The organism is Pseudomonas lundensis (genome assembly GCF_002269125.1).
GTDB classification, from domain to species: domain Bacteria; phylum Pseudomonadota; class Gammaproteobacteria; order Pseudomonadales; family Pseudomonadaceae; genus Aquipseudomonas; species Aquipseudomonas lundensis_A.
On sequence record NZ_NQKI01000016.1, the window covers coordinates 1 to 25845 of the forward strand.

At 54.8% G+C, this 25845-nt stretch carries 26 protein-coding genes and 2 pseudogenes; 13 read left to right on the top strand and 15 right to left on the bottom strand.

The genetic code is table 11. From position 1 onward, the window contains the following. Positions 1–212: 212 nt before the first annotated feature. Positions 213–347 (top strand): annotated as a pseudogene (gene flgB, locus CJF39_RS23670) (flagellar basal body rod protein FlgB); the annotation flags it as partial. Between the two features lie 277 nt (positions 348–624). On the opposite strand, the gene CJF39_RS11730 reads toward flgB, so the two are convergent. The 3 genes from CJF39_RS11730 to CJF39_RS11740 form a co-directional block, all read right to left on the bottom strand. Then, the gene (locus tag CJF39_RS11730) at positions 625–825 is read right to left on the bottom strand and encodes a heavy-metal-associated domain-containing protein (protein ID WP_083334228.1); all 201 of its coding nucleotides are present in this window, start codon (positions 823–825) and stop codon (positions 625–627) included. 129 nt (positions 826–954) lie between these two features. After that, positions 955–1548, bottom strand: coding sequence for an MFS transporter (locus tag CJF39_RS11735; protein WP_212555979.1), 594 nt, complete (start codon positions 1546–1548; stop codon positions 955–957). Between the two features lie 513 nt (positions 1549–2061). After that, positions 2062–3393, bottom strand: a complete 1332-nt coding sequence (locus CJF39_RS11740; protein ID WP_139803977.1) for a hypothetical protein — start codon at positions 3391–3393, stop codon at positions 2062–2064. 183 nt (positions 3394–3576) lie between these two features. Here CJF39_RS11740 and CJF39_RS11745 point away from each other — a divergent pair, with 183 nt between their 5' ends. Continuing rightward, the gene (locus tag CJF39_RS11745; protein ID WP_094993583.1) at positions 3577–4839 is read left to right on the top strand and encodes a type II restriction endonuclease; all 1263 of its coding nucleotides are present in this window, start codon (positions 3577–3579) and stop codon (positions 4837–4839) included. Here CJF39_RS11745 and CJF39_RS23340 read toward each other — a convergent pair. The 7 genes and pseudogenes from CJF39_RS23340 to CJF39_RS11780 all read right to left on the bottom strand — a co-directional run bounded on the left by CJF39_RS23340 (position 4836) and on the right by CJF39_RS11780 (position 10382). Then, positions 4836–5033 carry an ATP-binding protein gene (locus tag CJF39_RS23340; protein ID WP_249275355.1) on the bottom strand — a complete coding sequence of 66 codons (198 nt, stop codon included), beginning with the start codon at positions 5031–5033 and terminating at the stop codon, positions 4836–4838. The two genes, CJF39_RS11745 and CJF39_RS23340, sit on opposite strands and share 4 nt — an antisense overlap. 46 nt (positions 5034–5079) lie before the next feature. Then, positions 5080–5229 (bottom strand): annotated as a pseudogene (locus tag CJF39_RS23675) (heavy metal sensor histidine kinase); the annotation flags it as partial. Between the two features lie 205 nt (positions 5230–5434). After that, on the bottom strand, positions 5435–6478 hold the full coding sequence (locus CJF39_RS11760) for a cytochrome D1 domain-containing protein (RefSeq protein WP_016779387.1): 1044 nt from the start codon (positions 6476–6478) through the stop codon (positions 5435–5437). Positions 6479–6631: 153 nt separating this feature from the next. Further along, entirely contained in the window at positions 6632–8968 is a 2337-nt protein-coding gene (locus CJF39_RS11765; RefSeq protein WP_050483177.1) for a heavy metal translocating P-type ATPase, read from the bottom strand. Positions 8969–8970: 2 nt separating this feature from the next. Next, positions 8971–9225, bottom strand: coding sequence for a DUF2933 domain-containing protein (locus CJF39_RS11770; RefSeq protein WP_034114928.1), 255 nt, complete (start codon positions 9223–9225; stop codon positions 8971–8973). Positions 9226–9322: 97 nt separating this feature from the next. Next, positions 9323–9859, bottom strand: coding sequence for a cupredoxin domain-containing protein (locus tag CJF39_RS11775; RefSeq protein ID WP_016779390.1), 537 nt, complete (start codon positions 9857–9859; stop codon positions 9323–9325). A gap of 169 nt (positions 9860–10028) precedes the next feature. Next, positions 10029–10382: a co-regulatory protein PtrA N-terminal domain-containing protein gene (locus CJF39_RS11780; protein ID WP_029611224.1), complete on the bottom strand. Its 354-nt coding sequence runs from the start codon at positions 10380–10382 to the stop codon at positions 10029–10031. Between the two features lie 208 nt (positions 10383–10590). Here CJF39_RS11780 and CJF39_RS11785 point away from each other — a divergent pair, with 208 nt between their 5' ends. The 5 genes from CJF39_RS11785 (at position 10591) to mobI (ending at position 15227) form a co-directional block, all read left to right on the top strand. Beyond that, positions 10591–11280, top strand: a complete 690-nt coding sequence (locus CJF39_RS11785; protein ID WP_048388146.1) for a heavy metal response regulator transcription factor — start codon at positions 10591–10593, stop codon at positions 11278–11280. Continuing rightward, positions 11277–12665 (top strand): heavy metal sensor histidine kinase, encoded by a 1389-nt coding sequence (locus CJF39_RS11790; protein WP_094993585.1) that lies wholly within the window; start codon positions 11277–11279, stop codon positions 12663–12665. Before CJF39_RS11785 ends, CJF39_RS11790 begins: the two co-directional genes overlap by 4 nt. Before the next feature lie 359 nt (positions 12666–13024). Further along, entirely contained in the window at positions 13025–13408 is a 384-nt protein-coding gene (gene copC / locus CJF39_RS11800; protein WP_016779394.1) for a copper homeostasis periplasmic binding protein CopC, read from the top strand. A gap of 3 nt (positions 13409–13411) precedes the next feature. Continuing rightward, positions 13412–14350, top strand: coding sequence for a copper homeostasis membrane protein CopD (gene copD, locus CJF39_RS11805; protein ID WP_094993586.1), 939 nt, complete (start codon positions 13412–13414; stop codon positions 14348–14350). Positions 14351–14774: 424 nt separating this feature from the next. Next, complete coding sequence (gene mobI, locus CJF39_RS11810) at positions 14775–15227, top strand: conjugative transfer protein MobI(A/C) (protein ID WP_047280133.1); 453 nt, start codon at positions 14775–14777, stop codon at positions 15225–15227. A gap of 393 nt (positions 15228–15620) precedes the next feature. Here the strand turns inward: mobI and CJF39_RS11815 are convergent, their stop codons facing one another. Together CJF39_RS11815 and CJF39_RS11820 are read right to left on the bottom strand one after the other, a co-directional pair. Next, the gene (locus tag CJF39_RS11815; RefSeq protein WP_047280113.1) at positions 15621–15980 is read right to left on the bottom strand and encodes a hypothetical protein; all 360 of its coding nucleotides are present in this window, start codon (positions 15978–15980) and stop codon (positions 15621–15623) included. Between the two features lie 537 nt (positions 15981–16517). Further along, complete coding sequence (locus CJF39_RS11820) at positions 16518–17282, bottom strand: integrase (protein WP_231740565.1); 765 nt, start codon at positions 17280–17282, stop codon at positions 16518–16520. Positions 17283–17686: 404 nt separating this feature from the next. On the opposite strand from CJF39_RS11820, the gene CJF39_RS11825 reads away from it, so the two are divergent. Continuing rightward, positions 17687–18256, top strand: a complete 570-nt coding sequence (locus CJF39_RS11825; protein ID WP_047280112.1) for a recombinase family protein — start codon at positions 17687–17689, stop codon at positions 18254–18256. 410 nt (positions 18257–18666) lie between these two features. On the opposite strand, the gene CJF39_RS11830 is transcribed toward CJF39_RS11825, so the two are convergent. Continuing rightward, positions 18667–20097 carry an IS1182 family transposase gene (locus tag CJF39_RS11830; RefSeq protein WP_094993587.1) on the bottom strand — a complete coding sequence of 477 codons (1431 nt, stop codon included), beginning with the start codon at positions 20095–20097 and terminating at the stop codon, positions 18667–18669. 862 nt (positions 20098–20959) lie between these two features. On the opposite strand from CJF39_RS11830, the gene CJF39_RS11835 reads away from it, so the two are divergent. From CJF39_RS11835 to CJF39_RS11840, 3 genes are all read left to right on the top strand, one after another. Further along, positions 20960–21388 carry a hypothetical protein gene (locus CJF39_RS11835; protein WP_047280110.1) on the top strand — a complete coding sequence of 143 codons (429 nt, stop codon included), beginning with the start codon at positions 20960–20962 and terminating at the stop codon, positions 21386–21388. A gap of 125 nt (positions 21389–21513) precedes the next feature. Further along, positions 21514–21657: a hypothetical protein gene (locus tag CJF39_RS23045; protein ID WP_162841633.1), complete on the top strand. Its 144-nt coding sequence runs from the start codon at positions 21514–21516 to the stop codon at positions 21655–21657. A 51-nt stretch (positions 21658–21708) separates the two neighbouring features. Further along, on the top strand, positions 21709–22053 hold the full coding sequence (locus CJF39_RS11840) for a hypothetical protein (protein ID WP_094993645.1): 345 nt from the start codon (positions 21709–21711) through the stop codon (positions 22051–22053). 20 nt (positions 22054–22073) lie between these two features. Here the strand turns inward: CJF39_RS11840 and CJF39_RS11845 are convergent, their stop codons facing one another. Together CJF39_RS11845 and CJF39_RS11850 are read right to left on the bottom strand one after the other, a co-directional pair. Continuing rightward, positions 22074–22703 carry a recombinase family protein gene (locus CJF39_RS11845; RefSeq protein ID WP_047280109.1) on the bottom strand — a complete coding sequence of 210 codons (630 nt, stop codon included), beginning with the start codon at positions 22701–22703 and terminating at the stop codon, positions 22074–22076. Between the two features lie 171 nt (positions 22704–22874). Continuing rightward, positions 22875–23711, bottom strand: coding sequence for a hypothetical protein (locus tag CJF39_RS11850; protein ID WP_094993588.1), 837 nt, complete (start codon positions 23709–23711; stop codon positions 22875–22877). 142 nt (positions 23712–23853) lie between these two features. On the opposite strand from CJF39_RS11850, the gene CJF39_RS11855 reads away from it, so the two are divergent. Next, positions 23854–24228, top strand: coding sequence for a hypothetical protein (locus tag CJF39_RS11855; protein WP_094993589.1), 375 nt, complete (start codon positions 23854–23856; stop codon positions 24226–24228). Between the two features lie 339 nt (positions 24229–24567). Then, complete coding sequence (locus CJF39_RS11865; RefSeq protein ID WP_047280106.1) at positions 24568–25839, top strand: site-specific integrase; 1272 nt, start codon at positions 24568–24570, stop codon at positions 25837–25839. The last annotated feature ends 6 nt before the right edge of the window (positions 25840–25845 follow it).

Sequence of the window (25845 nt, forward strand, 5' to 3'; positions counted from 1 at the left end):
TCTTCACGCAAAATTTCCTTAATCCGGTCAGGAGAAAATTCTACTTCTGATGCGTACTTTTTTCAGGGGGGATTACCCTTGCAGACCAGTCAAAGCGAGTGACGGCTACTCAGTTTTCTTTACAAACAACAAACCTAAAACACATTGCTGGGAACGGATCAGCAGCCGAAATTGATGGGAGTGCTTTACTTTACAGAACTCCAAATCAACCGTCCCTTGACCAAAATACCGTGGATCAGCAAGTCGAGCTTGCGAAGTATACGGAAAATGAAATTCATTTCGAGGCAGCGTTCACCCGACTCAATGGTGCATTTAAAGGGCTGATTAAGGTTCTTCGTGGGGAGTAATTTCCAAAAAATCAATAACCGCATTATAGAACAGTCCGGTTATCTCAGCCCTGGTTGCCCTAAACGTAATCTCAGTGTCAGCCGACGTCGTCCCATTGTCCCTACAACATTGTGCTCATTGAACCATCGAGGCTGGCTGGATAGGTGCTGAAGCTATTACTCCAGGAAAGCGCCAAGAAGACGTGGATCAGCTCATCTCGGCCCTGCGCTCATATCTGAAATGAGACCAGGGAGAGCCCGTGTATGGGAGCGTTAACGCTGGAGCGGATCAGCACCTTCAGGCGCTGATTTTGGAAGGAAAACCCAACGTTGCCACAGCTGCGCGGACTCGCTCAGGGTTTTCGCTACTTTCAACGTTGACCTTGCCGGCAGCACGATCCACCAAAACCTTTACCTCATTATCCAACGCCTGAATAGCTTTGGTGATTTTGCTAATGCAGCTGCCGCAACCAATGCCGGACACATCTAAGACGAACATAGTTATTCCTCTCGTATTCGAACATCCGAATCCCGACGTCTTAGGTATTCCACTGGGGATCAGTTCGTAAGTGGGGTCAGCGCGGATTTTTTCTGCGCCGAGAAGCCAGGCTCCATTCTTTTCTCATTTTCACTTTTGCTTGCTCGATCGCACGGATATCAGGTGAGGGCATGAATGGGGAAGCATCAGTAAACGCGGCAACCTGAGGCTTAACAGGAAACCTAGTACTGTGAGGCTCGCGCTCAAGACGAAAGAGGCACTAGGCAGAAAGACAGTGCTGTAGAGGATTCCACCCGCAGCCGATCCTAAGGTTGTCCCAAGACTGGAGGCTGCCGTTTGCTTGCCGAGTTCCCAGCCCTGTGCGCTTCCAGCCTTGGCCGAGATCCAGTAGGTAAGGATCGGCGACAGGATGCCGGCGCTGGCAGCGACCGCACCGATCACGACCAGCATCAACATAATATCAGATGCCCAAGGTACGAGGAGCAATCCAACTGCCAGCACGGAGAGTGCGGGTGCGATGAGCCAGCGGGTCGTGTCCGGCTTGAACCAGGGCGAGAATGCAATTGCCTGCATCACAAACATGACCAAGCTGCACTCGGTGAACATCAGTGCAATCTGATATGGACTCAAACCGAGTTCCTGTTTACCACGCAGTGCGAGCCCGACCTCGAAGACCCCGACCCCAACCGAAACGATGAAAGTGAGGATGAGGAGTTTTGGCACGAGCCATGTTTTTTTGATCGGCCGAGGCCTTCGATATCTTCTTTGACCGACCAAGGACTTCGATACTTGGCAGAGCAAACGCAACTCCACTGGTCACAAGAATGGCAAGCAACGCTGTCGCTGCGAGCGGAATCGCGACTGATCCGACCGGCTTCAAGCCTTTTGTGACACGGGCTATGTCCGGTTGGAGTACACCTCAATCAGGCGTCAGGACGATTACTCGCCCCCGTCAGAGTAGGGTCTATTCCTGCATTTTCTGACGCTATGGCGTCCACCTCTACGACCTCAACCTGACAGACAGAGCGCTTAGCGTACGAAATTTCCATTTTCTCTATTCGCCCCATAAAGCACCTCGCTTGTCGTGTTCGGGTTGAGTATAGGGTGTAGCCCAAAGCATCATTGCGGCTCAGAAAAAGGAAAGCGCGCAATTTGACCAGTTTTTGGCAAAGCACGGACATCCCGCAGACAAGATGAGAAAGTAACCGGTTGCTCTACCTCGACCGCCACCAATCGCTACAACGCTGACTTGGTCGACCCGGACGTTTCGGGGGTTGTGTAGACGGGCGCAAAGCCACCGCCGGAGGTGCGAAAGTTGGTGGTTTGGCCCTGATACATGCGGGCGCTCACCCATTGCACCTTGGCGTCATAAGCGTACACGCGGAGGTCGAACTTCATGGGTATGGGCAAGTTGACCTCCCCGGTTGATCTATCGCTTGGTTTGACAATCGCCTGCGCCACATAGTCGCCCGCCAGGATATCCTGCCAGACTCCTCGGGTGAGCTTGTCGCCCCGGTAAGCAGCTCGGCTGCCAAATCCTGCAACTGGTTTGAAGAAAAGACTGCGGCGCGCCGTCCATAGACGCTGCTGATCGCTGGCCCTAACCACTTCTGTGTGGGGAACGTGCTCCAACAACACTTCTTGGATGGCTTGTGGCACACCGAGAGACTCTAACTGCGCCGCGTCGCTGAAGAGGGCTAGCCGGCGTTTGTCGGCATAAAGGGCATGGGATTGAGGATGCGGCGTCAACACAACGCCTTGATGGAGATATGCCTCGCGCAAAGCCGCACTGGTGGGTTGCTCCAGGTAGAAGTCTGTCAGCCGGTTGTACACCAGATCAATGACCAGATCGTCGTGCCATAAGGCGCTTTCACGCCAGTCCAGAGTGGCCGGATCGGCAATGACTGCACGTATGCCGTGTCGTTCGAATAATTGTTGGAAGAGCAAAAACTCAGGGTACAAATATTGATCCTGAGGTGATGAGTCGACGATGGCAATGGTTTTTAGCGGCCCACTACGTCCGGCAAGCAGCCACTCGTGACGGAACATCTCCACCATGGATTTTTCGAAGAATTCAATCTGGGCCAGCGTGGGTGCCATCGCCCCCAATTCAGCACAGCAAGCCCGGTGTGCCCGGGCCATCACGGCATTGAGCATCGCGCCACCGGCGTTGGTGTTGATCTCGATGAGTCCGAGGGGGCCGTCGTTGAGGTGGAAGTCATAGCCAAAGAAAACGCCAAGCGGACCCGTCGAGGTCAGCTGCGCGACGGTTGGCGCCCCCGCCAGGACAAGCTCGCGGTATGCGGGCATGGCCACCACAGACTCAACAGCCCTTACGACTTCCGCCATGCGCTGTATCTGCTGCGCCGCCACGAATACAGGCTGGGAGGCAAACAGGTAGGGGCAGCGCTGTCGAACCATCGTCGACAGCGCTGCCGTACCCAGCTCCGAGTCCAGCGCATGAGCCAATGCATTCTGGTCAAGGCTGAGACAGAAGCACTCCTGGTTCAATAACTCAACAGCGCCGCTTGATGCGCAAAGGTCTTGTGGCGGCAAGCTGGTATTCATAACCATGTACCGACCCAGGTAAGGCTGCGTTGAACGTGAAAATTCGGTCCCGTGCGTTGATACATACCATAGTAATCGCGCAGCCCGAAAAATGAAAATCCCCGGTGCGGCCCGCTGGTGGCCTTGTCGCTGAATACGACAAAGTTCGATACAGTCAAGCGAACTGAAACGGACGGAAATCCAATGCATAACACCGTTGCCCTACTGATTGACTACTGGAAGGCAGATCCCCACGGCACGTACAACACCTGGTTTCTCTGGGAGGAACGCCTGAAGAACTTTCGCTCGATCCGGCGGGGTATTGGCCAGGTGGTACGCGATATCGATGCGGGAACTTTCGGAAATGCTTATCGAAGCTCGTCCTTGCAGACGGTCGTGGGGTCGGTTGCTGAGCAACGGCAAATATTCAAAGGCGCTGACCATGCTTTCTTGTGGAAACCCAAACTGCGCATCCCGGATATTTATGAGCATGAGATCAATCAACGCGCTTTTGCGAGGCTGCTGAATGCCTGCGACTGCTGCGACACTGCGGAGGCCGTGATTGAAGCGATCCAAAAGATCGATGCGCTCAAGATCAAGGGCCTGGGACCAGCCGTCGCCAATCTGCTCTATTTTATTCATCCGACTCTGGTTTGTCCCTTCAATACGGCTATCGTCAACGGTTTCAATGCTGTCACGGGAAGCAACGTGAAGTTGGGCCGATGGGACCATTACCTCTCCATGCGCGAGGGACTGATTCGCCTGAACGAACAACACCGCCACAAGCTGTCCAATGATTTGGGTGCTATCGCCGGCTTGATGTTTGATGTCGGCAGCGGCCGCTACGCTGCGCCCCCGCGTCTGGAGGACCCTGGCGTGATTGCCCTGTGGGAGCGCGATCTGCAACGCGTCCGTGAAGAGTCGGCCGCCGCGCAAAAGCAGTGGCTGCTGGCTCGGGAGAGTGATGCCACCCATACCCAGATCCAAGGCTGGTTGCGAGACATGGGCATGTCGCTGGGCTTCGATGTCTGGATTGCATCGAATGATCGCGGACGCGAACACGCAGACGGTTTTCTGGGGGACGGCTGCCTGCAGCAATGGCCGGGTGGCAATGGGCAAGGTCTGGATTCGGTTCGACTGATTGACGTCGTCTGGCTCGAGCGGGGCAGCGCACAGGTTGCAGCGGCGTTTGAAGTCGAGCACTCCACATCCATTTACTCGGGGATCGTACGCATGCTAGACCTTGCCCTGGGTACGCAGGTAGGCGCCGCCAGCACCTTGTTTCTGGTCGCCCCCGACAATCGCCGCGATGAGGTTGCGCGGCAACTCAAGAGACCCGCTTTCTCGCGGGTATCCGAGCTGGGCATCCGGTATCTTCCCTACAGCCAACTTAAAGAGCATAGGGAAACGATTGGGCGATTCGGCTCCAGTATCAAACCGTTGATGGAGATTTCCCAACTGCTCTAACTTTTCCTGGCCGAGGCTTGGCGGACTGCTTCATAAGCCGGAAATACCAATGTGAAAGGCGTTTCGCCATCCTTTTGGCTGCGCACCCAGACTTGTCCGCCATGGGACAACATGATGGAACGCACAATGGCCAGGCCGAGCCCGGTACCGCCACCGGAGCGCGCACGGCCGGAAAACGCAGTAAAAGCGATCAAAGACCCGCTCCAGATGGGCTGGGGCGATTCCCTCACCCACGTTGGTCACCGCCAAGGTAACGCTTGGGCCTTCTGCAGCGATGGCTAAGGTGACCTTTGAATTGGAAGCGGCATGACGGACAGCGTTAGACACCAGATTGGTGATTGCACGCTGCACCAGCAAACGGTCTCCCAAGATTTTTGCATCTCCGGTCACTTCCAAAACGATGCCCTTGTCTTCAGCGATCAGAGACAAATAGTCAGTTACCCGATTCGCTTCGTGAGTGATCGCTATGTGTCGAACATGACGGGTTTCTGAAACAGCAGGCTAAACGCCTGCTCGCAGGCGGCGTTGCGGGCTTCGCGGATTTTTTCCAGGGCTTGGGTCACGCTCCCTGCGGCTGCACGCGACGGTCAAACCGTCAAGGCGTCACGCTGATGCCGTTGGGGCCCTTGCCTACAGGAACGGTCTTCGTGACCTTGCGGTCCTTCACGTCGAGCACTGAGACCGAGTTGGCGTAGGTGTTGGTAACGTATGCGTACCGTCCGTCACGGTCGACGACCACGCCATGAGCACCGGCGCCAGTCACGACTGTCTTTACGACCTTGAAGCTCTCAAGATCGATCAGGCTGACGGTGCGGCCAGGCTTCTTGCTCGTACCCTGGTTGGCCACCAGCAGCATGCGCGAATTGGGCGTGGCGTACAGCTGGATAGGCACCGTTCCGACGGCGACCTTGCGAATCACCTGGCGCGTGGCCGGGTCTATCACGGCGACTGCGTTTTCCTCCGACAGCGACACCAAGACAAGACGACCGTCCGGCGTGAAGCCGACTTGAGCCGGACCCTTGCCTACCTGCACCTGCGCGATCTCCTTCTGGCTGACGGTATCAATGACCGACACCGTGCCGCCCTTGAGGTTGGCGACGTAGGCCTGCTTGCCGTCCGGACTGATGCGAAGACCGTGGGGAAACTTACCGACCGGAATTGTGGCGACAACACTCTGCGCCGATGTGTCAATCACACTCACCGTGTCGTCGCCGCCGTTGGTGACGTAGGCAAAGCGGCCATCTGGCGACACCACCACATGGGCCGGGTGCGTGCCGACCGGCACCTTGGCGATTACCGCGTCACTACTGGTATCAATGGCCCAAACGGCTCCTACCGTCGCCATCGCGCTGTGTTCACCTTTGACCATTTCCTTATGCACAGAGCCAGCCGCCTGATCAGGCTCGCCGTTATTGGTCACCCATACGACCTTTCCGTCGGGCGATACCTGCACGTTGTGCGGTGTCTTGCCGACGCGCACGCTTGCCAGTGTCTTGAACGTCGCGGCATCGAGCACGCTGACCGTGTCAGCGCCCTCATTGGCCACATACACCTTGTCAGCGGCCCATGTAGCGCCGGACCAGGCCAGCAGCCCGATCTGTATTGCCGTTAAAAACCACTTACCTTTACTTGTCAGCATGATTAATCCTTATTGAGAAAATAAAACTTCTATCGTCAGGCCTCAGCCTGCGGCGGCCCGTCTTGGATGCCATTACCGGCCACGCCGCCTCTAATCTTGTGATTCACCTCCTTGACCGTGACAGCCGCCGTTGATACCACCAAAACAGCGGAGTCATACGCGTCTGTTTCGCAGCCGCAAAGCGTTGCCGATCACCGACACCGAACTCAAGCTCATGGCCAGCGCGGCAATCAGCGGCGACAGCAGCCAGCCGGTCAGCGGATACAGCACGCCGGCCGCAATCGGGATGCCCAGCGCGTTGTACAAAAAGGCAAACATCAGGTTTTGCTTCATGTTGCCCACCGTGGCTTCCGACAATGCGCGCGCAATCGCAATCCCGCGCAGATCGCCCTTGACCAGCGTGATCTGGGCGCTGTTCATCGCCACGTCGGTCCCGGTGCCCATGGCCACGCCGACATCGGCCTTGGCCAGCGCCGGCGCGTCGTTGATGCCGTCGCCCGCCATGGCCACCACGCGGCCTTCCTTTTGCAACCTTTCCACCAGCAGCAGCTTGTCGGCCGGCTTGACCTCGCCATGCACCTCGTCGATGCCCAGGCGGGCTGCAACAGCCTTGGCCGTGGTCAGGCCGTCGCCGGTCGCCATCACGATGCGCAGCCCCGAAGCCTTGAGCGTCGCCAAGGCTTCCGGCGTGCTGGCTTTGATCGGGTCGGACACGGCCAGCAGGCCCATCAGCTGGCCATCGACTGCCAGGTGCATCACGCTGGCGCCTTCTGCGCGCAAGGCCTCGGCCTGCGGCACCAGGGCAGCGACCGAGACGCCGATCTGCTCCATCAGCGTGGTGTTGCCCAGCGCCAGTTGACGCCCTGCCACCTGCCCACGCACGCCGATGCCCGAGCCGGACTCGAAATTCTCGGGCTTGTCGAGCAGCATGCCGCGCTCGCGGGCGGCGCGCACGATGGTTTCGGCCAGCGGGTGCTCGCTGCCCTGGTCCAGGCTGGCGGCCAGGCGCAGCACCTCGTCGGCATCAAAGCCGGGCGCAGGCACGGCGCGCTCGAACGTCGGACGGCCCTCGGTCAGGGTGCCGGTCTTGTCGATGATGAGGGTGTCGATTTTTCGCATGTTTTCGATCGCTGCAGCATCGCGGAACAGCACGCCGTGCGTTGCGCCGCGACCGGTGGCGACCATGATGGACATCGGCGTGGCCAGGCCCAGCGCGCAGGGGCAGGCAATGATCAGCACCGACACCGCGTTGATCAGGCCGAACACCCAGCGCGGCTCGGGACCGAACAGGCCCCAGCCGAGGAAGGCCAGCAGGGCGATCCCCATAACGGTGACGACAAAGTAGCCCGCCACGACGTCGGCCATGCGCTGCATCGGCGCCCGGGAACGCTGGGCCTGCGCCACCATCTGCACGATCTGGGCCAGCATTGTGGTCGCGCCTACATGTTCAGAGCGCATCACCAGTGCGCCGCTGGTGTTGAGCGTGGCGCCGATCACCTTGTCGCCCACGCGCTTGGTGACCGGTATCGGCTCGCCCGTGAGCATGGATTCATCGACCGAGCTGCCGCCTTCAGTTACCACGCCGTCCACTGGCACCTTCTCGCCAGGGCGAACGCGCAGCAAGTCGTCCACATGTACATGGTTCAGCGGGATATCCTCTTCGGTGCCGTCCTCCCGGATGCGGCGGGCGGTCTTGGGCGCCAGGCCCAGCAGCGACTTGATGGCCGCCGAGGTCTGCGACCGGGCCTTGAGTTCGAGCACCTGGCCCAGCAGCGTGAGCGAGATGATCACGGCGGCCGCTTCAAAGTACACGGCGACGCGGCCCATGGAGATGAACGAGGCCGGGAACACCTGCGGCGTGACCGTCGCGACCACGCTATAGACGAAAGCCGCACCGGTGCCCAGACCAATCAAGGTCCACATGTTCGGACTGAGGTTCACCACGGACTGCCACCCGCGCGTAAAGAACGGCCATCCGGCCCACAGGACGATGGGGATCGACAGCACCAGTTCGACCCAGCTCTGCACGGTCATGTCCATCCACTGGAAACGGTGGCCGAACATGGCGAGAACAAAGACCATGCCTGTCAGCGGCAAGGTCCACCAGAAGCGGCGCTGAAAATCGCGCAATTCGGGGTTCTCATCGTCGTCGAGTTCCGGCAGCAAGGGCTCCAGCGACATGCCGCATTTGGGGCAGTTGCCCGGATGGTCCTGACGTATCTCGGGGTGCATCGGGCAGGTGTAGATGGTGCCGGCGGCCGCTGGCGCTGTCTCCGCCGGTGGTGCCAGCGTGAGGTATTGCAGCGGATTCGCCGCAAACTTGCCCTGACACTTGGTGCTGCAGAAGTAATAAGGCCGGCCCTCGTGCGTTAACTTGTGAACAGACTGCTCCGTGACGGTCATGCCGCACACCGGATCACGTAGACCTTCACCTTGGGGGTTTAATGGATGGGAGTGACTATGGTCGTGGTGGCTCGTGTTGGTGGCCATGATTATTTTCCGTCCTCATCCTTGTTGGCTTCTGCCTGATCACCATCTCGACCATGCCCTCCATGGCCATGTCCAAAAAAATGCATCAAAGGACAAATCAACAGGATCAGATAGGGTAAATAAGGCGAAACATGGCTGAAATGTTCCCTGACCACGTAGAAAGCGCTGATCGCAACCAGCATGATCAGTAAGACACCCGTTTTGCTCCTCCAGAAAGACGAAGGAGCGTTTTCAACCGAATGCTGATGGTTAGTCATGATGTAGTCCCCACTGTCCTCGCAAAAGTTGCGGTGACGTCTGCGACTGAGAGTAGTCAACGCTCGCTTTGAGGCGGTGATATCGATCAAGCCACGTTTACTTCACTTCAAACTGACCAACCATTCCTGATTGGTAATGACCTGGTACGTTGCAGGCGAACTCCAGCCCAGCGCTCTTGGTGAACGTCCAAATGAGCTCTTTGGTTGCGCCAGGTTCGATCAAAACACTGTTGGGATCGTTGTGCTCCATCCCGACCATCTTCATTCCTCCCATGCTGTGTCCCATATCGTTCATGCTTTGCCCGGACCCAATAGGCGTGAGCGTGCCGTTCTGGAACATGGCTGCCATCTCTTTTTGGTGAGCAGCATGTGCAGCTGCGTTACCAATATTGAATTCATGCAGCAGCGAACCTTCGTTGCGCAGGACGAATCGAACCGTCTCTCCGGGTTTGACATTGATGTTTTTGGACGCGAAGAAAATGTCGCCCATTTTCACCTCAACGGTGCGGGTAACCTCGGCAGCGGTTCCAGGTTGACCAATGTCATCTTTGCCATGCCCCACACTAGCCATGGCTGTAGCACCGAAAAATAGAGCCATTGTCGCGATAACAGGGGTACAAAATTTAGCGTTCATAGTGACCTCAAGGATGAGCGAGAAAAACACTCGTTATGTTAAAGCGACTGAGCTGCCAGTTAACTGACCTGAGCACTACATTTCTGTCAGTTTTTAAAATAAACAACGGCGTCTAAGCGACGTCGTTTGTAATCGCAATTAATTGCGAAAAGCCTTGAAAACAGGATATTTACTGATGGTTTTCTGAAAGCATTAGTTTGTGTTCGCGTTGCATTTGGTTCAAAACGTCATCGACGATTTTGTCGTGCTTCTCCATCCAGGCGAGATGCTGTTGGGGCGACATTGATGCATCGGGATGGTCTTGATGGAGTTGGCTCATGATCTCGCCAAGCATTTTCATGTGGTCTGCCATGTGCACATGGCGTTGGCCCGCTGGGGCTTTTTCGGCTTGAATCAGAACGGTTTCCGCTTTATTACGCATGTTTTCCATGCGTTCCATCACTCGATCTCCGCCGCCCTCAGCCCAAGCCGAGGCCGAGAGCAGGATCGAGCCAACCAGAAACACGGTTTTGAGATAGCTCATGGGAAGCTCCTTGATAGGGATGGTGTCCGACTCCTGAGGATTTTTCTCTCTGGAGAGTCGGATGAGCACTTGACGGTGTTCATGGGCAAACTCTAGACAACGCTTGCTGACATCAACCTGAAGCCAGAATTACATTTCTGTCAGTTTCTGGTTGGCTGGGCTAATTCGTTGCAAACTCAGCCCCATCATCACTTCGAGAGCCACTCCTATGAGACTGCTGGTTGCGGAAGACGAACCGAAAATAGGTATCTACTTGCAACAGGGCCTTACTGAGGCTGGGTTCAACGTTGATCGTTTCACCAATGGTACTGAGGCCCTGCAACACGCCTTGAGCGAAGCGTATGACCTGCTGATTCTGGACGTTATGATGCCCGGTCTGGATGGGTGGGAAGTGCTTCAGAAGGTGCGTTTGGCAGGGAAAGATGTACCGGTGTTATTTCTGACTGCGCGAGACCGTGTTGAAGATCGCGTTAAGGGGCTTGAGCTCGGAGCGGATGATTACCTGATCAAGCCCTTCGCATTTTCTGAATTGCTGGCCCGCGTCAGAACACTGCTGCGTCGCGGTAATGGCGCACCTTCGCCAACCAATTTGAAACTGGCCGACCTTGAGGTTGACCTGCTCAAACGCAGGGCCATTCGGGGGGGGAAACGCATAGACCTGACGGCCAAAGAGTTTGCGCTGCTGGAGTTGCTGCTCCGTCGCCGGGGCGAAGTGCTGCCGAAGTCGCTCATCGCCTCGCAAGTTTGGGACATGAATTTCGACAGCGATACCAACGTAATCGAAGTTGCGGTGCGCAGGCTCAGGGCGAAGATTGATGACAGCTTTGAGGTCAAGCTGATCCACACCGCACGTGGTATGGGCTACATGCTTGATGCTCCGGATTCGGAGTCAAAATGAACCGTCTGTCCCTGACTACACGCATGAGTCTAATGTTCATGCTTGCGGTAACAGCTGTGCTCACGGTCGCCGGAGTCAGCTTTAACCACCTCAGCCAGCATCACTTCAAAATGTTGGATCAAGAGGCTCTAAACGAAAAACTCCACTCAACCCAGAGAATCCTGGGGGAGCTGAAGAGTACCGATCAATTCGGCGAGTTAAAGCCCGAGTTACAGGCTCTGCTCGGGGCTCACCGTAATTTGACAGCCGTCATCCTAGACGATGACGGGAGGCTACTTTTCGCTGACCCAGGGCCAGTCAATGTTCCGGAGGAGTTCCTCACGACCACCAACAATAATTTTTGGGAATGGCAGAACCAAGAGCAGATGTTCCGGGGCTTGACTGCTCAAGCGATGGTGACCGGTCGGGACAAGCCGCTGACCGTGATCTTGGTTTTTGATGTTACTGAGCACATGTTTTTCTTCGAGACGCTCCAGCGATGGTTCTGGATAGGGCTGGTGATCAGCGCGCTCGTCAGTGTGGGGCTGGGCTGGTTGGTTGCCCGCAGTGGCATGCGTCCTATTCGTCAGGTGACCATGGTCGCTGCGTCGATGTCGGCCAAATCACTTAAAGAGCGCATTCCATTAGCGTCTGTTCCAAAAGAGCTTCAACAGATGGTGTCGTCGTTCAACGCGATGTTGTCACGTCTGGATGATGCTTTTGTCCGGTTATCAAATTTCTCTGCCGACATTGCTCACGAACTGCGCACACCGGTCAGTAATCTGATGACCCATACCGAAGTGGTGCTCTCTAGAAAAAGGGATATTGAGGACTACGAAGACAATCTGTATTCGAATCTGGATGACTTGAAGCGTATGTCTCGGATGATCGACGACATGCTCTTTCTGGCTAAATCTGACAACGGCCTAATCCCCCATGAGAACAAACCGATAGACCTATTGGAGGTCGTGGAGAAGCTGCTTGAATACTACCGCCTGCTGGCAGATGAGCGCGGCATCAACCTGACGGTTTCAGGTGGAGGGAGTGTTCGGGGCGACGTACTAATGCTGCACAGAGCTATCTCGAATCTGCTTTCTAATGCGCTGCGGTACACCCCGGAGGGGAGGACCATCAATGTCGATATCCGACAGAGAAGTACCTCGACATTTGTGGTCGTGGAAAACCCAGGAGAAACCATTGCACCCGAACACCTTGAAAAGCTCTTCGATCGATTTTATCGCGCGGATCCGGCACGCCGTGAAGGGAGCCCCAGCAACGCTGGACTGGGGCTCTCAATTACGCGGTCGATCGTAGAAGCCCATGAAGGCAAGATCTGGTGCACCTCATCCAATCGAAAAACAGCCTTCCATATGGAATTTCCTAATGCCGGATCGAAATGTGCCTAGCCTCGCTCAGGCGCTGTCTTGGAGCAAAGGTCGCGGCCTTTGCTCCAAGACGGATTGACCGAAAGGCTTCAGAGAGAAAGCCAAGGTAACGCACATCGGGAAAATAAAAAGCCACGATGACAACCCTCAATTCTGGACCAGAGGGCACGCGCAAAGCTTACTGAAATGTAATCGAATGGTCGGCAGTCATGTGGCATCGTGTCCTAGCTCTATAACGCGGTCATCCTGATCCACTACCTGGGTTCAGTACGCGGCATACGCTTGGTATTCGCTTGTGGTTTTAACCGGAATTGAGAAGTAAAACCAGATCTCCCCCCACCCAACCTCGAACCAACAGCTTATGCTGTGAGGAGTCTTGCATGTCATTCTTTAAAACTACTACCGTAGTTGCTGCACTTACCGCCGGTTTGCTCGTGAGCGCTATCGCTCAGGCGCATCCAAAGCTGATGTCTTCGACCCCTGCGGACGGCTCGACGTCTGCGGCACCTTCCAAGATCGAGCTGCACTTCTCGGAGAACCTCACGACTCAGTTCTCGGGAGCGAAACTGATCATGACTGACATGCCGGGTATGCCGAATTCACCTATGGGCGTTAAGGCTGGTGTCGCAGGCGGCGACGATCCGAAAATGATGGTTATCACGCCCGCCGCTCCGCTAACCACTGGTACTTATAAGGTCGAGTGGCGTGCGGTCTCTTCCGACACTCATCCCGTCACTGGCAACTTCTCTTTTAAAGTGAAATGATCCATGAGCGACTCAATCAACATCGCCGTTCGTTTTGCTCTTTATATGGACCTCATGCTGCTGTTTGGATTGGCCATTTTTGGTTTGTACAGCCTTAGGGGAAAAGAGCGAGTGTCCGGCGCCGTCTTGAACTTTGAGTCGCTCATTTTCGGCACAGCAGTTATTGGTGTGCTTCTGTCTCTTATCTCTATGCTTTTACTTGCTAAAGCAATGAGCGGTGTTTCAGAGTTTAGTGAGCTTCATCGTCACATTTTTGAGATGGTCATCACGGGGACCGACGTCGGGCTCATGTGGATGGTCCGAATAGCTGCCCTGGTTCTAGCGGGTATCGGCTTGACGCTAAACAAACGCTTTCCGACCCTCAGCTTGTGGGTGGTTACCTTGTGCGGTGCGATCGCGCTAGCCACCCTCGCCTGGACTGGGCATGGCGCTATGGATGAAGGCGACCGGCGTTACATACATTTCGCCAGCGACATCTTCCACCTGTTCGCAGCAGGAGGCTGGCTGGGCGCTCTGGCGGCATTCGCTTTATTGCTACGTACGAAGGTACTCAATGGCGAACAAGAGGTGCGAATTCTCTCTCGAGTGCTTACTGGGTTTGAATCAACCGGTGCATTGATTGTAGTGAGCCTAGGCATTACCGGCATAGTAAATTATCTATTCATTGTAGGCCCAACACTAAATGGTGTCGTGTTTAGCACTTATGGTGCACTGCTTTGTTTGAAAATTTTACTATTTGCAGCAATGCTTGTATTAGCCACGATGAACCGGCTCCACTTGAGTCCACTTTTAGAACGATCGATCAAAAGCGGAGAATACACTGTCGCCGTTAATTCTTTGCGACGCAGCATGGCCATAGAGTTCTCAGTAGCGATAATAATAGTGTGCCTGGTCGCCTGGCTAGGAACCTTGAGCCCAGAGATGGATATGGGCACCGTATAGAGGGCGGCCCAAATGCATTCCTACGGCGAACGACCGTAAAGGGTCGAAAGCGGTCACTCGCCAACGTCCGCTTTTGGCCGATTGCTGCCCGTTACGAAGGGCTGCAACCGACCCGTAGCTGCCCCTTGTGGTATGCAACTAACGACCAGAAGCAGCCTAGCAGGCAGACACGCGATCATCTGCTTCTAATACGCTGGTCTTGATCTACTCAGGATCAAGTCTGCCGTCGTGATCTATTATGCATTCTTTGTGTTTCATGTTTTTCTGCGTCTGACAGGTCGTCATCTCATGCTGAACAGGGTCACAGTGTGGGCCAGCCCCCTACGTTCAATAAATTTCCGGCGATAAAACCGTCTGAAATCGAATTCCGAGTGCTCAGAGATCGGCCACCATTGTTGCTCTTACAGCGAAGAGAACCATGATTATGAGCACAGATGCACAAACTATAGTCACCTTGTTGGATCAACAGTACGAACAGTTGCTTGTGGACGCGAGATGTCTGGCCGCAAGCTATGTGGATGCGTCCATAAAGAAATATAAAAAGACCGGAGTTAAGTCTGTCGTGGCTGCCGTGTCAATCAAGCAAACGAGCCCTAATGCGTACTCGATTTACTGGTGCAAATTGGTACCGCTGCAAGGACAAAAAAACAAATTCGCGCCGCTGACTATTGCCAAGGGGAATGGAAAACATAAATACCCGGCTTCCTCGTTCGAGTTTGTTGAATACACATACCGTCGCCTCGTTCTACAAGTTGAGAGTCGGCTTGCAGAGATTCGCCGAATTGCGAGCGAGAATCGTCAGCTACGTCGGACGTTGGTCGCTTATGAGAAGAAGCTGTCTAGGTACCAAGCGCTTAATCATGACCCCCTCTATTAGGGAGGTAAGCGGCTGAGCAGCTATAAGCAGTGCCGAACAGATCTGGCCCGCTTGTAAATCCCGAAAGCCCCGAGCAGCTTGGTCTGGCGGGGCGTTATCTAATCAGCAGTGAACTCCGGCGAGACATGTTGCTGCGCTTGGTCGGGACAGGCATCGGGGGCGAGCTATAAGCAGTGTAGGGCGCTAAATCTACTTGCTGTCAGCTAGCATGCCCGTGCAGACAGGGGCGAAGGCCATATTTGCTATTAGTAGTGACGCTTACGACCGAGTCAGCCGGCCAGCTGTGATCTGTATTAGCAGTGAAAGGCTTCACTTTCATAAAATAAACATTGGTAGGTGTCGTTCTAGCTGTTACTTGTGTCGCGCAGCGTATGGCAAAGGTGATGCGCTACCCTAACTGCCTCCCTGCTGTTCGAATGCAATGCGGTTCATTACGCACATGGGGATAGGATATCCCTGAATGTGTGTCGTGAGGGCCTCGTTGCCTGCGATCACCATGATGCAGGAGAGACCTCTGCGGAAGCGCATTCCTCGTCCTGAGTAGTTGCGCGGGATGATCTCCCAGGATTCGTCGTCGTAGTAACAACCAACGATTTCTGACCAGTGCAATTGGATGCCCGCGCCCATTATGCCTACTGGGGTCAGGCAGAAAATTTCTATTTGAGTTTCCTGCTCAAGAGGTACAGCGTAAACCCGACCGTTTGGTGCGATAGGTGGAAAATATTGCCCGTTACTGAGGTGACGAAATTCCATGCTTGTGCTCCGGATAGATGAGTTCGCTAGACACTCTTTGGTAGCTTTCGGAAAACCCAAGATGAGATGTTGCCTGCGAGTCGGCGCACGAGTTTTAGCGTACTGGACAAGATAGCTCGCCACATGGGGGGCATGTCGCTGATCTAAACCCTTTGGCGCTCCGGTTACTTTCGCTATGGTACGGAAATTGATAGCCCTCCCCGAACTTATCCTCGACCTCATAGGCTTGGGAAAATACTTCATGTCGCAGCGTTAGAGTGCCTTGCCGATGGATTGGGTAAGCGCCCGCTGCCAAGTGGCAGCGGGCGGTTTATTGCAGGTATCTGGTTGTTCTACTGAAGGTTCAATCGTCGCTGTGCCTCTTGTCCAGGTACGTTGCGACTATATATCCAATTACAGCGGCGATAGTCAGCGCACTGATGACGGCAATCACGGCATATGCAAGCAACTCAAAACGATCCATCCCCTCACCCCTTTTATTCGATATAAGCCGAGTTTAAGGGCGTCTGATCTAATCCCAAATCTGCAGAGTGATGGCTAGCGGCTGGGACCGGCGGCCTCCGTCAGTGGGGTGGTTCGTGCACCGACGTATGCATCAGTTTCCCAAATACGCAGATATCCGAGCTCATAAGCGAGCTGATTCCGCGCCTCTATATCCTCACCGTGGGGAGCGTTCCCCCCAAGAATCGGAGCTTTATGACCCGACATTTGCCAGTAAAACTCGCAGGCATATGCTGCTCGGCAATCATCAATACTTAGCCCATGAGCAAGTAAAAGTTCCTTCGCAGCAGGAAGGTTCTTTTGTTTCCATTTACGCCATGCCTCTAGCGTTGCTGGGTGGCCACGCCGTGGATTTTCAATTGCGGAGGCCTTCTCCAAGATAGTCATTTGCTCAGGGCTTGAGATATTAATAATCCGGTTGTCATATGGATCTTCACTGCTAATGACATAAAAAATTTTTTCTGCTACGGCGTCCTTCTGCGCACTTTTTGCATCGAAGAAGAAAGCCTCTCGTAGCGAAACGCCCAAGTATCGAACTAGCCTGATTAACATTACTAGGTGTTCTGAGAGGTGAACTTGAATGTCTTCCATTGCGGCCTCGAACACCACTTGATCAAGGCTGCGCGGGACTGTAATCCGTGCATGGCTTGGAAAGCTAATATCAGGACTCACAACTTTCCAATCACCATTAGTTGCAAGGTCCATCACCGAGCTGACTGTCTCAAGAAGGCTCACCGCGCATTGCTGCGACAGATTGCCGTTGTACGCCTGAGTGCAGAGTTCTTCGTCGTATTGCCGCACCAGTTTTTTTTGACGTGCTCTAGGATATCCACCTCATGAGATTCCTTTGCGTAAATACTGAACTGGGTCCACTGCTGGTCGTGGATTGTGGCCTCGTGCTGACTGAGGCGGCCCCACCGGACTGCCTCTTTGAGGATCTCCGAGCCAGCTTTGCTCAAGTCCCGGTCAAAATGTTTCATGGTCATTCCTCCAATCAGCTCAGGTATTGAGCTCTGGTGGATAGGATGAGCAATAAAAGATTGTCTGAGGCTCGGTTTCAGTCGCTTTCAGCGTCTGAAATTAACGAGCGCATCCATCCCGTAAACGGTCGTTTTGGGAACATCGCTCCTGACCATCATTTCCGACTTGGGATTCCCCGATTCCGTGTCACTTTTCCAGTACAGCAATCAGTGTGAGGAAAACACATGGGAAAAAGGATTGGGTACGCCCGCGTTTCGACCGACGACCAGAATCTGGATCTGCAGCGCGATGTGCTCACCCTGGCTGGGTGCAGCGTGATCTATGAAGAGACCATGAGCGGCAAGTCTGCGAATCGGCCAGAGCTGGTGCATTGCCTGAAAGCACTTCGCACTGGCGACACCTTGATCGTCTGGCGGCTCGATAGGCTTGGACGATCTTTACCTGACCTCGTTGGGATCGTAGGTCAGCTGGAGCGGGAAGCGGTGGGATTCGAGTCGATCAATGAGCACATCGAGACCACCAGCGCGGCAGGAAAATTAATCTTCCATGTGTTTGCCGCCCTGGCCGAGTTCGAGCGCAATTTAATTCGTGAACGCACGAAGGCTGGTTTAGACGCGGCACGTGCTCGCGGCCGAAAGGGGGGGCGCAAACCATCTCTGGATGAGCTCCAAACCCGTGAAATCAAAGCCCTACTCAGGGACCCGCATATCCATGTGACAGACGTTGCACGCAGATATGGCATCTCTCGCAGCACTCTATACCGGTATGTCGGCAGCGTCAGACCAGACAGATAAATTCCAGACGCTTCTATACTTGAAAACGAAACACTGCCTAAGCTAACGGGGTATTAACGAGGGGTCACCGGATAGTCTGGAGACATTCGATGCCAACCAGGAGGAGCACTCAGTGAACCGCTTTACCTGGTTGGGGCTTTGTCACGGTGGGTAATTGCACAGAGTTGTCCACTCGTTTGCATTCGACCTGACTAGGCATTTGCATCGAATTTGACCAGCACGCTTCGTGGCCATGACCGGCAGAGAACGGCCCAGAGTGTGTAAAAACGCTCATAGCCTCATCGTCTTGGGTCATCGACGTTCGTTTGCTGAGCGATAGCACGGTCAATGTTGCGAGTCGCATCGATCGCGACCTGGAACACGTCAATGCGGTTTTTACAGCCTCTGGGATGGGCCAAAATCAGCCTTTTTTAGGCCGACAGCGCCTTCATCAAACCGTGAGCACCGATGATTTTCATGACTCGTTTCATATTATAGGCGAGCACATTCAAGCTCATCTCCGCACTCACCCCGGCCAGCTTTCGCGTCAGGAAGTGTGTCGCTCCCATCCATTGTTTGAGCGTCCCGAAGGGATGCTCAACCGTCCGTTTTCGGACTCGCATCATCTCTGGTGCTTTGCTCAGCCGATGCTGCATCTCCTCCAATACGTCTTCATGCTCCCAGCGTCGAACTCGTCGTTCCGTGCTCGGTGTGCACTGCGATTTCAACGCGCAGCCCTGGCATTTCGAACTCCAGTAACGATGTAATTTCAGGCCTTTTTCAACGTAGGAATAGTGCCAGATCAGCGCCTCTCCAGCCGGGCAAATGTATTCGTTCTTTGCCGAGTCATAGATGAAGGCATCGTTATTGAAACGCCCGTCAGCCTTGGCTCCAGAGGTCATCGGCTTGGGTACATAGGCGGTGATGCCTGCATCGTGACAAGCCAGGATTTGCTCGCTTTTGAAGTAACCTCGGTCAGCCACTACCGACAACGCATCTGACGCCATCGCCTCGCGGGCTTGCTTAGCCATCGAGCTGAGTTGATCGCGGTATGAACCGACGTTAGTCACCTCGTGCGCAACGATCAAATGGTGCTGAGTATCGACCGCTGTCTGCACGTTGTAGCCGACGATTCCCGTGCCACGCGTCATCATGGAACGGCTGTCTGGATCGGTCAGTGAGACCTGCTTATCGGGCGATTCATTGAGCTGGATTTCGATCGCCTGAAGCTCTTTCATTTGAGTTTTGAGCTTGGCGATTTTCTCTTCCAGCCGCACGGCACTGGACTCGGAAGCTGTAGGTTCTTGCCGATCGGCAGCATCGAGTGCCGACAGGTAACGGTTGATGCTCGATTCAATTTCTTCCATTCGCCGCTTCAGTTTGGCGCTGGTGAAATTGCGGTCGCGGTTGTTGACTGCCTTGAATTTGCTGCCATCGATGGCGACCAGATGTTCTCCGAACAGTCCCAATTGCTGACACAGCACAACGAACTGCCGACAGACGCCTCGGATGGCCTTGGTGTTGTCTTTTCGGAAGTTGGCGATAGTCTTGAAGTCCGGCATCAACCGCTCGGTCAACCACATCAGCTCGACGTTGCGTTGGGCTTCTCGCTCCAAGCGTCGGCTCGACTGGATGCGGTTGAGATAGCCGTAGATGTAGATCTTCAGCAAGATCGCCGGATGGTAAGCAGGCCGGCCAGTATCGGCGGGAATGACACCTTCAAAACCCAGATTGACCAGGTCAAGTTCGTCGACGAAGACGTCAACTACGCGCACCGGATTGGTATCGCTGACATAGTCGTCTAGGCTCTCGGGAAGTAAGGTGCCTTGGCCTCGATGTTCACCTTGGATAAAGCGCTTCATGGGCGATCCCTGCGATGAAATCCTCAGAAATCATAGCAAGTGTTCGCGAAGGTGTTTTACACACTCTGGGCCGCAAGCAGCCACCTCCGGCGTCCATTCCTGACCAGCTCGCTCTACCGAACACATCTGGCGATCACGAGCACAGTTCACCGCCCTCATCCGCTGCCCATTCAGCGCACTGCCCCTACGCTCTGGCAGGCGCATCGTTATCTGTCGACCGTTTCTCGTCAAAGCCCGAGCCGTCGCTTACGCGAAAATGCCAGATCGTCATCTGACGCCGGTTTGTCGCTACCATTGGGGCTCCCCCGTGAACAGATTGCCCTCAGGGGCGGCATCATACTGACATCACCCCTTCACAACGCAAATTACCCGGAGCAACCTCGTAAAAATGCTGAAAACCAGTATTCATGAGGGCTGCAACCACAACACCCCCTTCACGACACCTCTTAACGACACCCCTTCACAACGCCAATTTCCTAGCTGAAGCTCGTGAAAATGCTGAAACCCAGTATTCATGCGGGCTGCAGCCACAACACCCCTTCACGACACCTCTTAACGACACCCCTTCACAACGCCAATTTCCTAGCTGGAGCTCTTGAAAATGCTGAAACCCAGTATTCATGCGGACTGCAGCCACAACACCCCTTCACGACACCTCTTAACGACACCCCTTCCGGCAAATCGGCAAGTTCCTCTATGGGAGGTGAAGCGTCAGACTTCCATAAGTAATAGATGAGAGGTGAGCCCTATTTTTAATGTGTCGCGAAGCGGATGTCAGGGCCACCCAAAATCAGCTGATAATCGATTTGGGTTTTCGGAGATCAAGGGGAGACTGAGCTCACCTGCATCGAGGATTACCACCATGAATCTGCTCGCCACCATTGCCAACCTGATGGCCTCAATCGCCCAGCCGACAAAACCGCTGTACACCACAGTGGTATATCCCACCCAAGGTAAAGCGGTCGTGCTGCATGACGATCTCAACATCCGCAGTGAGCGAACGTGGTACCAGTGTACAGAGTCGCTGAGCGGCAAAGAAGAGAAGTCGACCTACCCGTTCGATCTTCATATCGACGATAACGCGACCTGTGTTGAGCCCGCCATACAGACTCAGACTGACAATTTCAGCCTGCACAGGAGTTTCATGGACTTGATGGACAACGGCTGGGTAAACCCGGCCAACGGACTGCCGATGATGGATGGCTGCGTCGATGTCATGGGCAACGCTTATGGCATCGACTCCATGAGCGACGGTCTGTGGTTCGATCACGGTAGCGCGTTCGCAGACTGAATCAGTTCCGCCAGTTGCCGGCGCTAGACAGCTGAACCAGGATGCGAAATTGCTGTGAGTTTCGGTACAGTGAATGAGTTGTTTAGACTCTGATGGCCTGATGGCCACCAGCATGGGAGAAGAACATGGACCGGTTTGAGCTACTGATCTACTCAGTGTTCGGCGTGCTCTGCGCCTTGGGGATTACAGCCGCGATTGGTTACAAGATCGTCGTTTACCTGGACAAGCAGCACGACAACAGAGCACGCCCGAACTCGATTGCCGATTAATTGGATCTAGTGAGTGAGCAGGTCACGTGCCAAGTCAAAGAGGATGACATCGTGAGTAAAGTTGAATGCCAGTGCTGCAGGATGATGATGGTTCCAAAGGTGATCACCAGCGCGCCGTTCTACGTAAGCGGAGTTCCCCTAGGCGGTGGTGATCCCGAGTCATCTGTATGCCCCTTCTGCCTGTCGCCGAAATGGATGCTCACCGAGCGCCAGGCTCTGGCGGCTGGCAAGGCCAATGCAGAGTTCTACGGCATAATGGTTCTCGCCCTAGTAAACATCGTTGCCTTCGCTCGACTTGGGGAACTGGGTGGCGGGATAGTGCTTACTGCATCCGTCACAGCCTTCTTCCTACGCAGCAGAATTATCAGCGCGCTGCGACAGCGTTTGAGACGTTAAACCTGCTCGCCTCGCTCCCTTCAAACCACGTTACTGCATGTCATCTGATCGCGAATTTTAAGCACCGTTGTGGTGCTGCAACCTGCATGGCGAGCAGTAGCGCGAATACCCAGACCAACGCTCAGCAGTTCACCGATGCGCTGATGTAGGTTCTTGTCAGCGGGCCGACCTTTGTAGGCGCCGGAGGCTTTTGCCCGAAGAATTCCCTGGGCCCGACGCTCACGACGTTGCTCGTAGTCCTTGCGCGCAATAGCAGCCATCATTTCGATCATCATGCCGTTGATCGCGGCCTGCATTCGGTCAGTGAATTCGTCACCAGCCGTGTCTCTCATGCTCTGGTGGCTGGTCGGAAGATCCAGGGCGACAATACGCAGCCCCTTGGAATCAATCGCAGCCTTGAGTGCCTGCCAATCAACCACCGGCAATCGGGAAAGCCGGTCGATACTTTCCAGCAGCAAGACATCCCCCTGTTGGGCATCCGATATCAGTCTCAACAGCTCTGCTCGGTCAGTCCTGGCGCCACTGGCGTTCTCGATGTATTGCGCAGCGATAGCCCTGCCATGGTCGGCAGCGAATTGTTGCAGAGCGTCACGGGCACGGTTGGCGTCTTGCTCAGCAGTGGACGCACGAAGGTAGGCGCGGACAAACATCAGATTTCCTTTCTCGTATCAGTTTGAGTGATGTTTTGCGGGCGTATCAGTTAGACCGTTACTTACAAATTCGAGCTTCAGAGAAACCTGACTCTCGGACGTATCAGCTAAGGCATACCCAAAAAATCACCGCAGGCCTGCGAAAACCCACGGTGATACAACCCAGCAGAATTATTTCCCTATGAAGTAGAGCGCCCTGCCCTGATTAAAGATTGCGGCCGGGATCGAGTTTTTCCTCAGCCGCTGGCCAGGGTGGTAGATGTAGATCCATTCAGGGAGGTGTTGCGATGCAAGCAGCATGGTTTCTGAAGTCGTCATGTCGTTCTTGTAAGCATCAAGCGTGAATTGGTTGTGACGGATGAATATCGGCCCGTAGCTGAGCGGCGACTGCAAAAAGCTTGGTGATGTCGAGACCTCGTCGCTGAATGGGATCGGCCGCTCCGCGTAGCTATCTGCAAGGGACGCGTAAGCGCGCGAATGACTGTCAGGGTATTTGCCTGTTTGTATCCGCAGTTTCGATAGCCCGCCTGGAAAGATCTTCTTGCGTACTTCCTCGACCTTGTGAAGCGCCAGATTAGATGCCTCGCCTGGCGAACTGGCCTGATCGGAAGGTACCCACGCGACAACCTGAGTCACCCGCGCCGGATCGCTTGAACCACCCAATAACATTAACCCCAAGCCAATTCCTGCAGCTGCGCCGCCACTCAAAACCGTAGGCGGAGACGCGAAGCTAACCGCGCTTAATCCAGCATCCCCTAACCCTCCTACAGAGCCGCCGGATGAGCTCACGTCATTAACCGCCCCTGCCAGCTCAATTGGAACGTCGCGCTGCCCGGAAATCCCCATGGCCGTCAGAACATGCATAGCATCCGACCATTTTTCCCTCGGAACATCATTCGGGTCAGGAAGCTGCACTGTCCTATTCCCTTGAGTGCCAGAGCACCCAACCAGAAGAGCTACTGTCGCGGCCAGCAAGCCGATTCGGATCGTTGTTGATTTGTTACCCATGGCGCCACTCCCTGTTTTGATTGCCACAGCTTACGAAGGCTTTCAGGAAACCCAACGGCATAAGCCTGTGAGCTGTGCCGACTTGGGATTTCCAGAGCCTGGCATAGCGTGTCATGCAACCTCATGCACGCGGAGAAGCACCATGGAATTTCGTCACTTAGGCAATGGACAGACTTTCCCACCTGTAGCGCCGAATGGCCGGGGCTACGCCATACCTGTCACGCAGGAAAACTACGTAGAGATTTTCTGCCTGACTCCTGAAGGCATTGTTGGAAGCAGCGTTGCGGCCAACTGGGCAGAAATTACGGGTTTCTATTACGACGACAAGTCCTGGGAAATCATCCTGCGCAATTACACCGGAAGGGGAATGCGTTTTCGTCGTGGCCACCCCTGCTTCATGGTTGCGGAAGGAGGCGAAAGCATACTGACGAGCACTCAGGGGTACTCAATCCCGCTTTGCACGATGAACCGCATATCTTTTGAGAAAACCAAAAATCCCTGCCAGAAACCCGCGTAAAAGCGACTCTGGATGAAATAAAAATAACTTTTACGGCAATTTCAATTTCCGACGATAAAAGCGTTTGAAAGCGAAACCTATCATTCCTGACTCCCAGTACCTTGTGCTCAAACGGACTGATACGGAGCCTGAAAATGATCCCAAACATATTCCCTGGCAGGGAGCGAGCATCCCAATGAGCACACCGCGCTGGGTTCTGATCAAACGTGCGTCTGAGCTAACCGGCTATAGCGAAGACGCCATTAGGCACAAGGTTAAAAACGGTACCTGGGCACAGGGCCGCATCTGGAGAAAAGCACGCGACAACCGCGTTTTTATCAACATTGAGGAGTTGGATCGGTGGGTCGAGAGTTCTCCGCAGGAAGCGGCCTAGAAGCCGAGCTAAAAAAACACACAGGCGTCGAAATCCACGGCAATAGCCTGCGAATCGTATTCATGTGGCGCAGACGCCGGTACCGGGAGACGCTAGGTCTCCCCGTTACAAAGGCCAATATCAAACATGCCGCCCAATTACGGGCGGCTGTTCTTCATGCGATCAAAATGGGTACGTTCGAATATGCCGCCCATTTCCCCGGGAGTAAGCAAGCTGGCAACTACAGCTCGACCCGCGACGAGCGGCTGAAAGCCCTGCTCGAAAGATACAAGCCGCTCAAAGCAGTGGACATTACGTCCGAAACCGAACGCCGCTACGGTTGGGCGTTGGACATCTGCGTCGGCCTACTGGGTGAGAATCGCCTAGGCCGCGTGATACTGCCCGAAGACATCCAGCAGTTGCGGGTAACTCTGATCAGCGACCGAGCCACATCTACCGTAAATCACTACCTGGCGACCTTGGCTGGGTTTCTCACTTGGTGCGAGAGTAACGGTTACTGCCGCGCCGGCCTAGCTGCTGCATGTGTCCGTTTCGAAAAAACCGAGCGCGATCCGGACCCGCTGACAAAAGCCGAGGCAGAGCTCCTTCTCAACAAAGGCTGTATTCACCCTGCAGATCACGCCGCCATTAATCTGGCTATCTACACTGGCCTGCGCCCAGGTGAAATATGTGGCCTGGCCAGGGAAGATATTGATCTCCAGCGTGGCTTAGTTCATATCAGGCGCGCCATCACCAGTAGCGGCACGTTCAAACTACCGAAGACCGGTAAGCGCCGAACTGTCCTACTGCTACCGCCGGCACTCGATGCCTGCCGAATCTTGCTAGCCAGCGACCACAAGGTGCCGCCGCAGACTATCACCATCGAACTGACCCGCCACGAAGAGACTCAGGAAACCGTAACACCGCTGCTTTCGCCAAAGCTGCAAGCGCGAAAGAAGATGATCAATGCGTGGTTTGTACCCACAGCCTGGAATACGAAATGGGCCAATATCCAACGCCGGGCCGGCATTCGGCCACGGCGTCCGTACCAGACACGCCATACCTATGCATGTTGGTGCCTAGCAGCCCGTGGTAACCTCGCTTTTATAGCCAAGCAGATGGGGCACATCGACTTCACTATGCTAGCCAAAGTGTACGCCGCGTGGATGGACGATGAGTCTCCTGGCGAGCTGGAGCACATCTGGTCAGGCATGCAGAAACATACGTCAAATGCCCCATCCCTGCCCCATGAAACCTAGGATTAA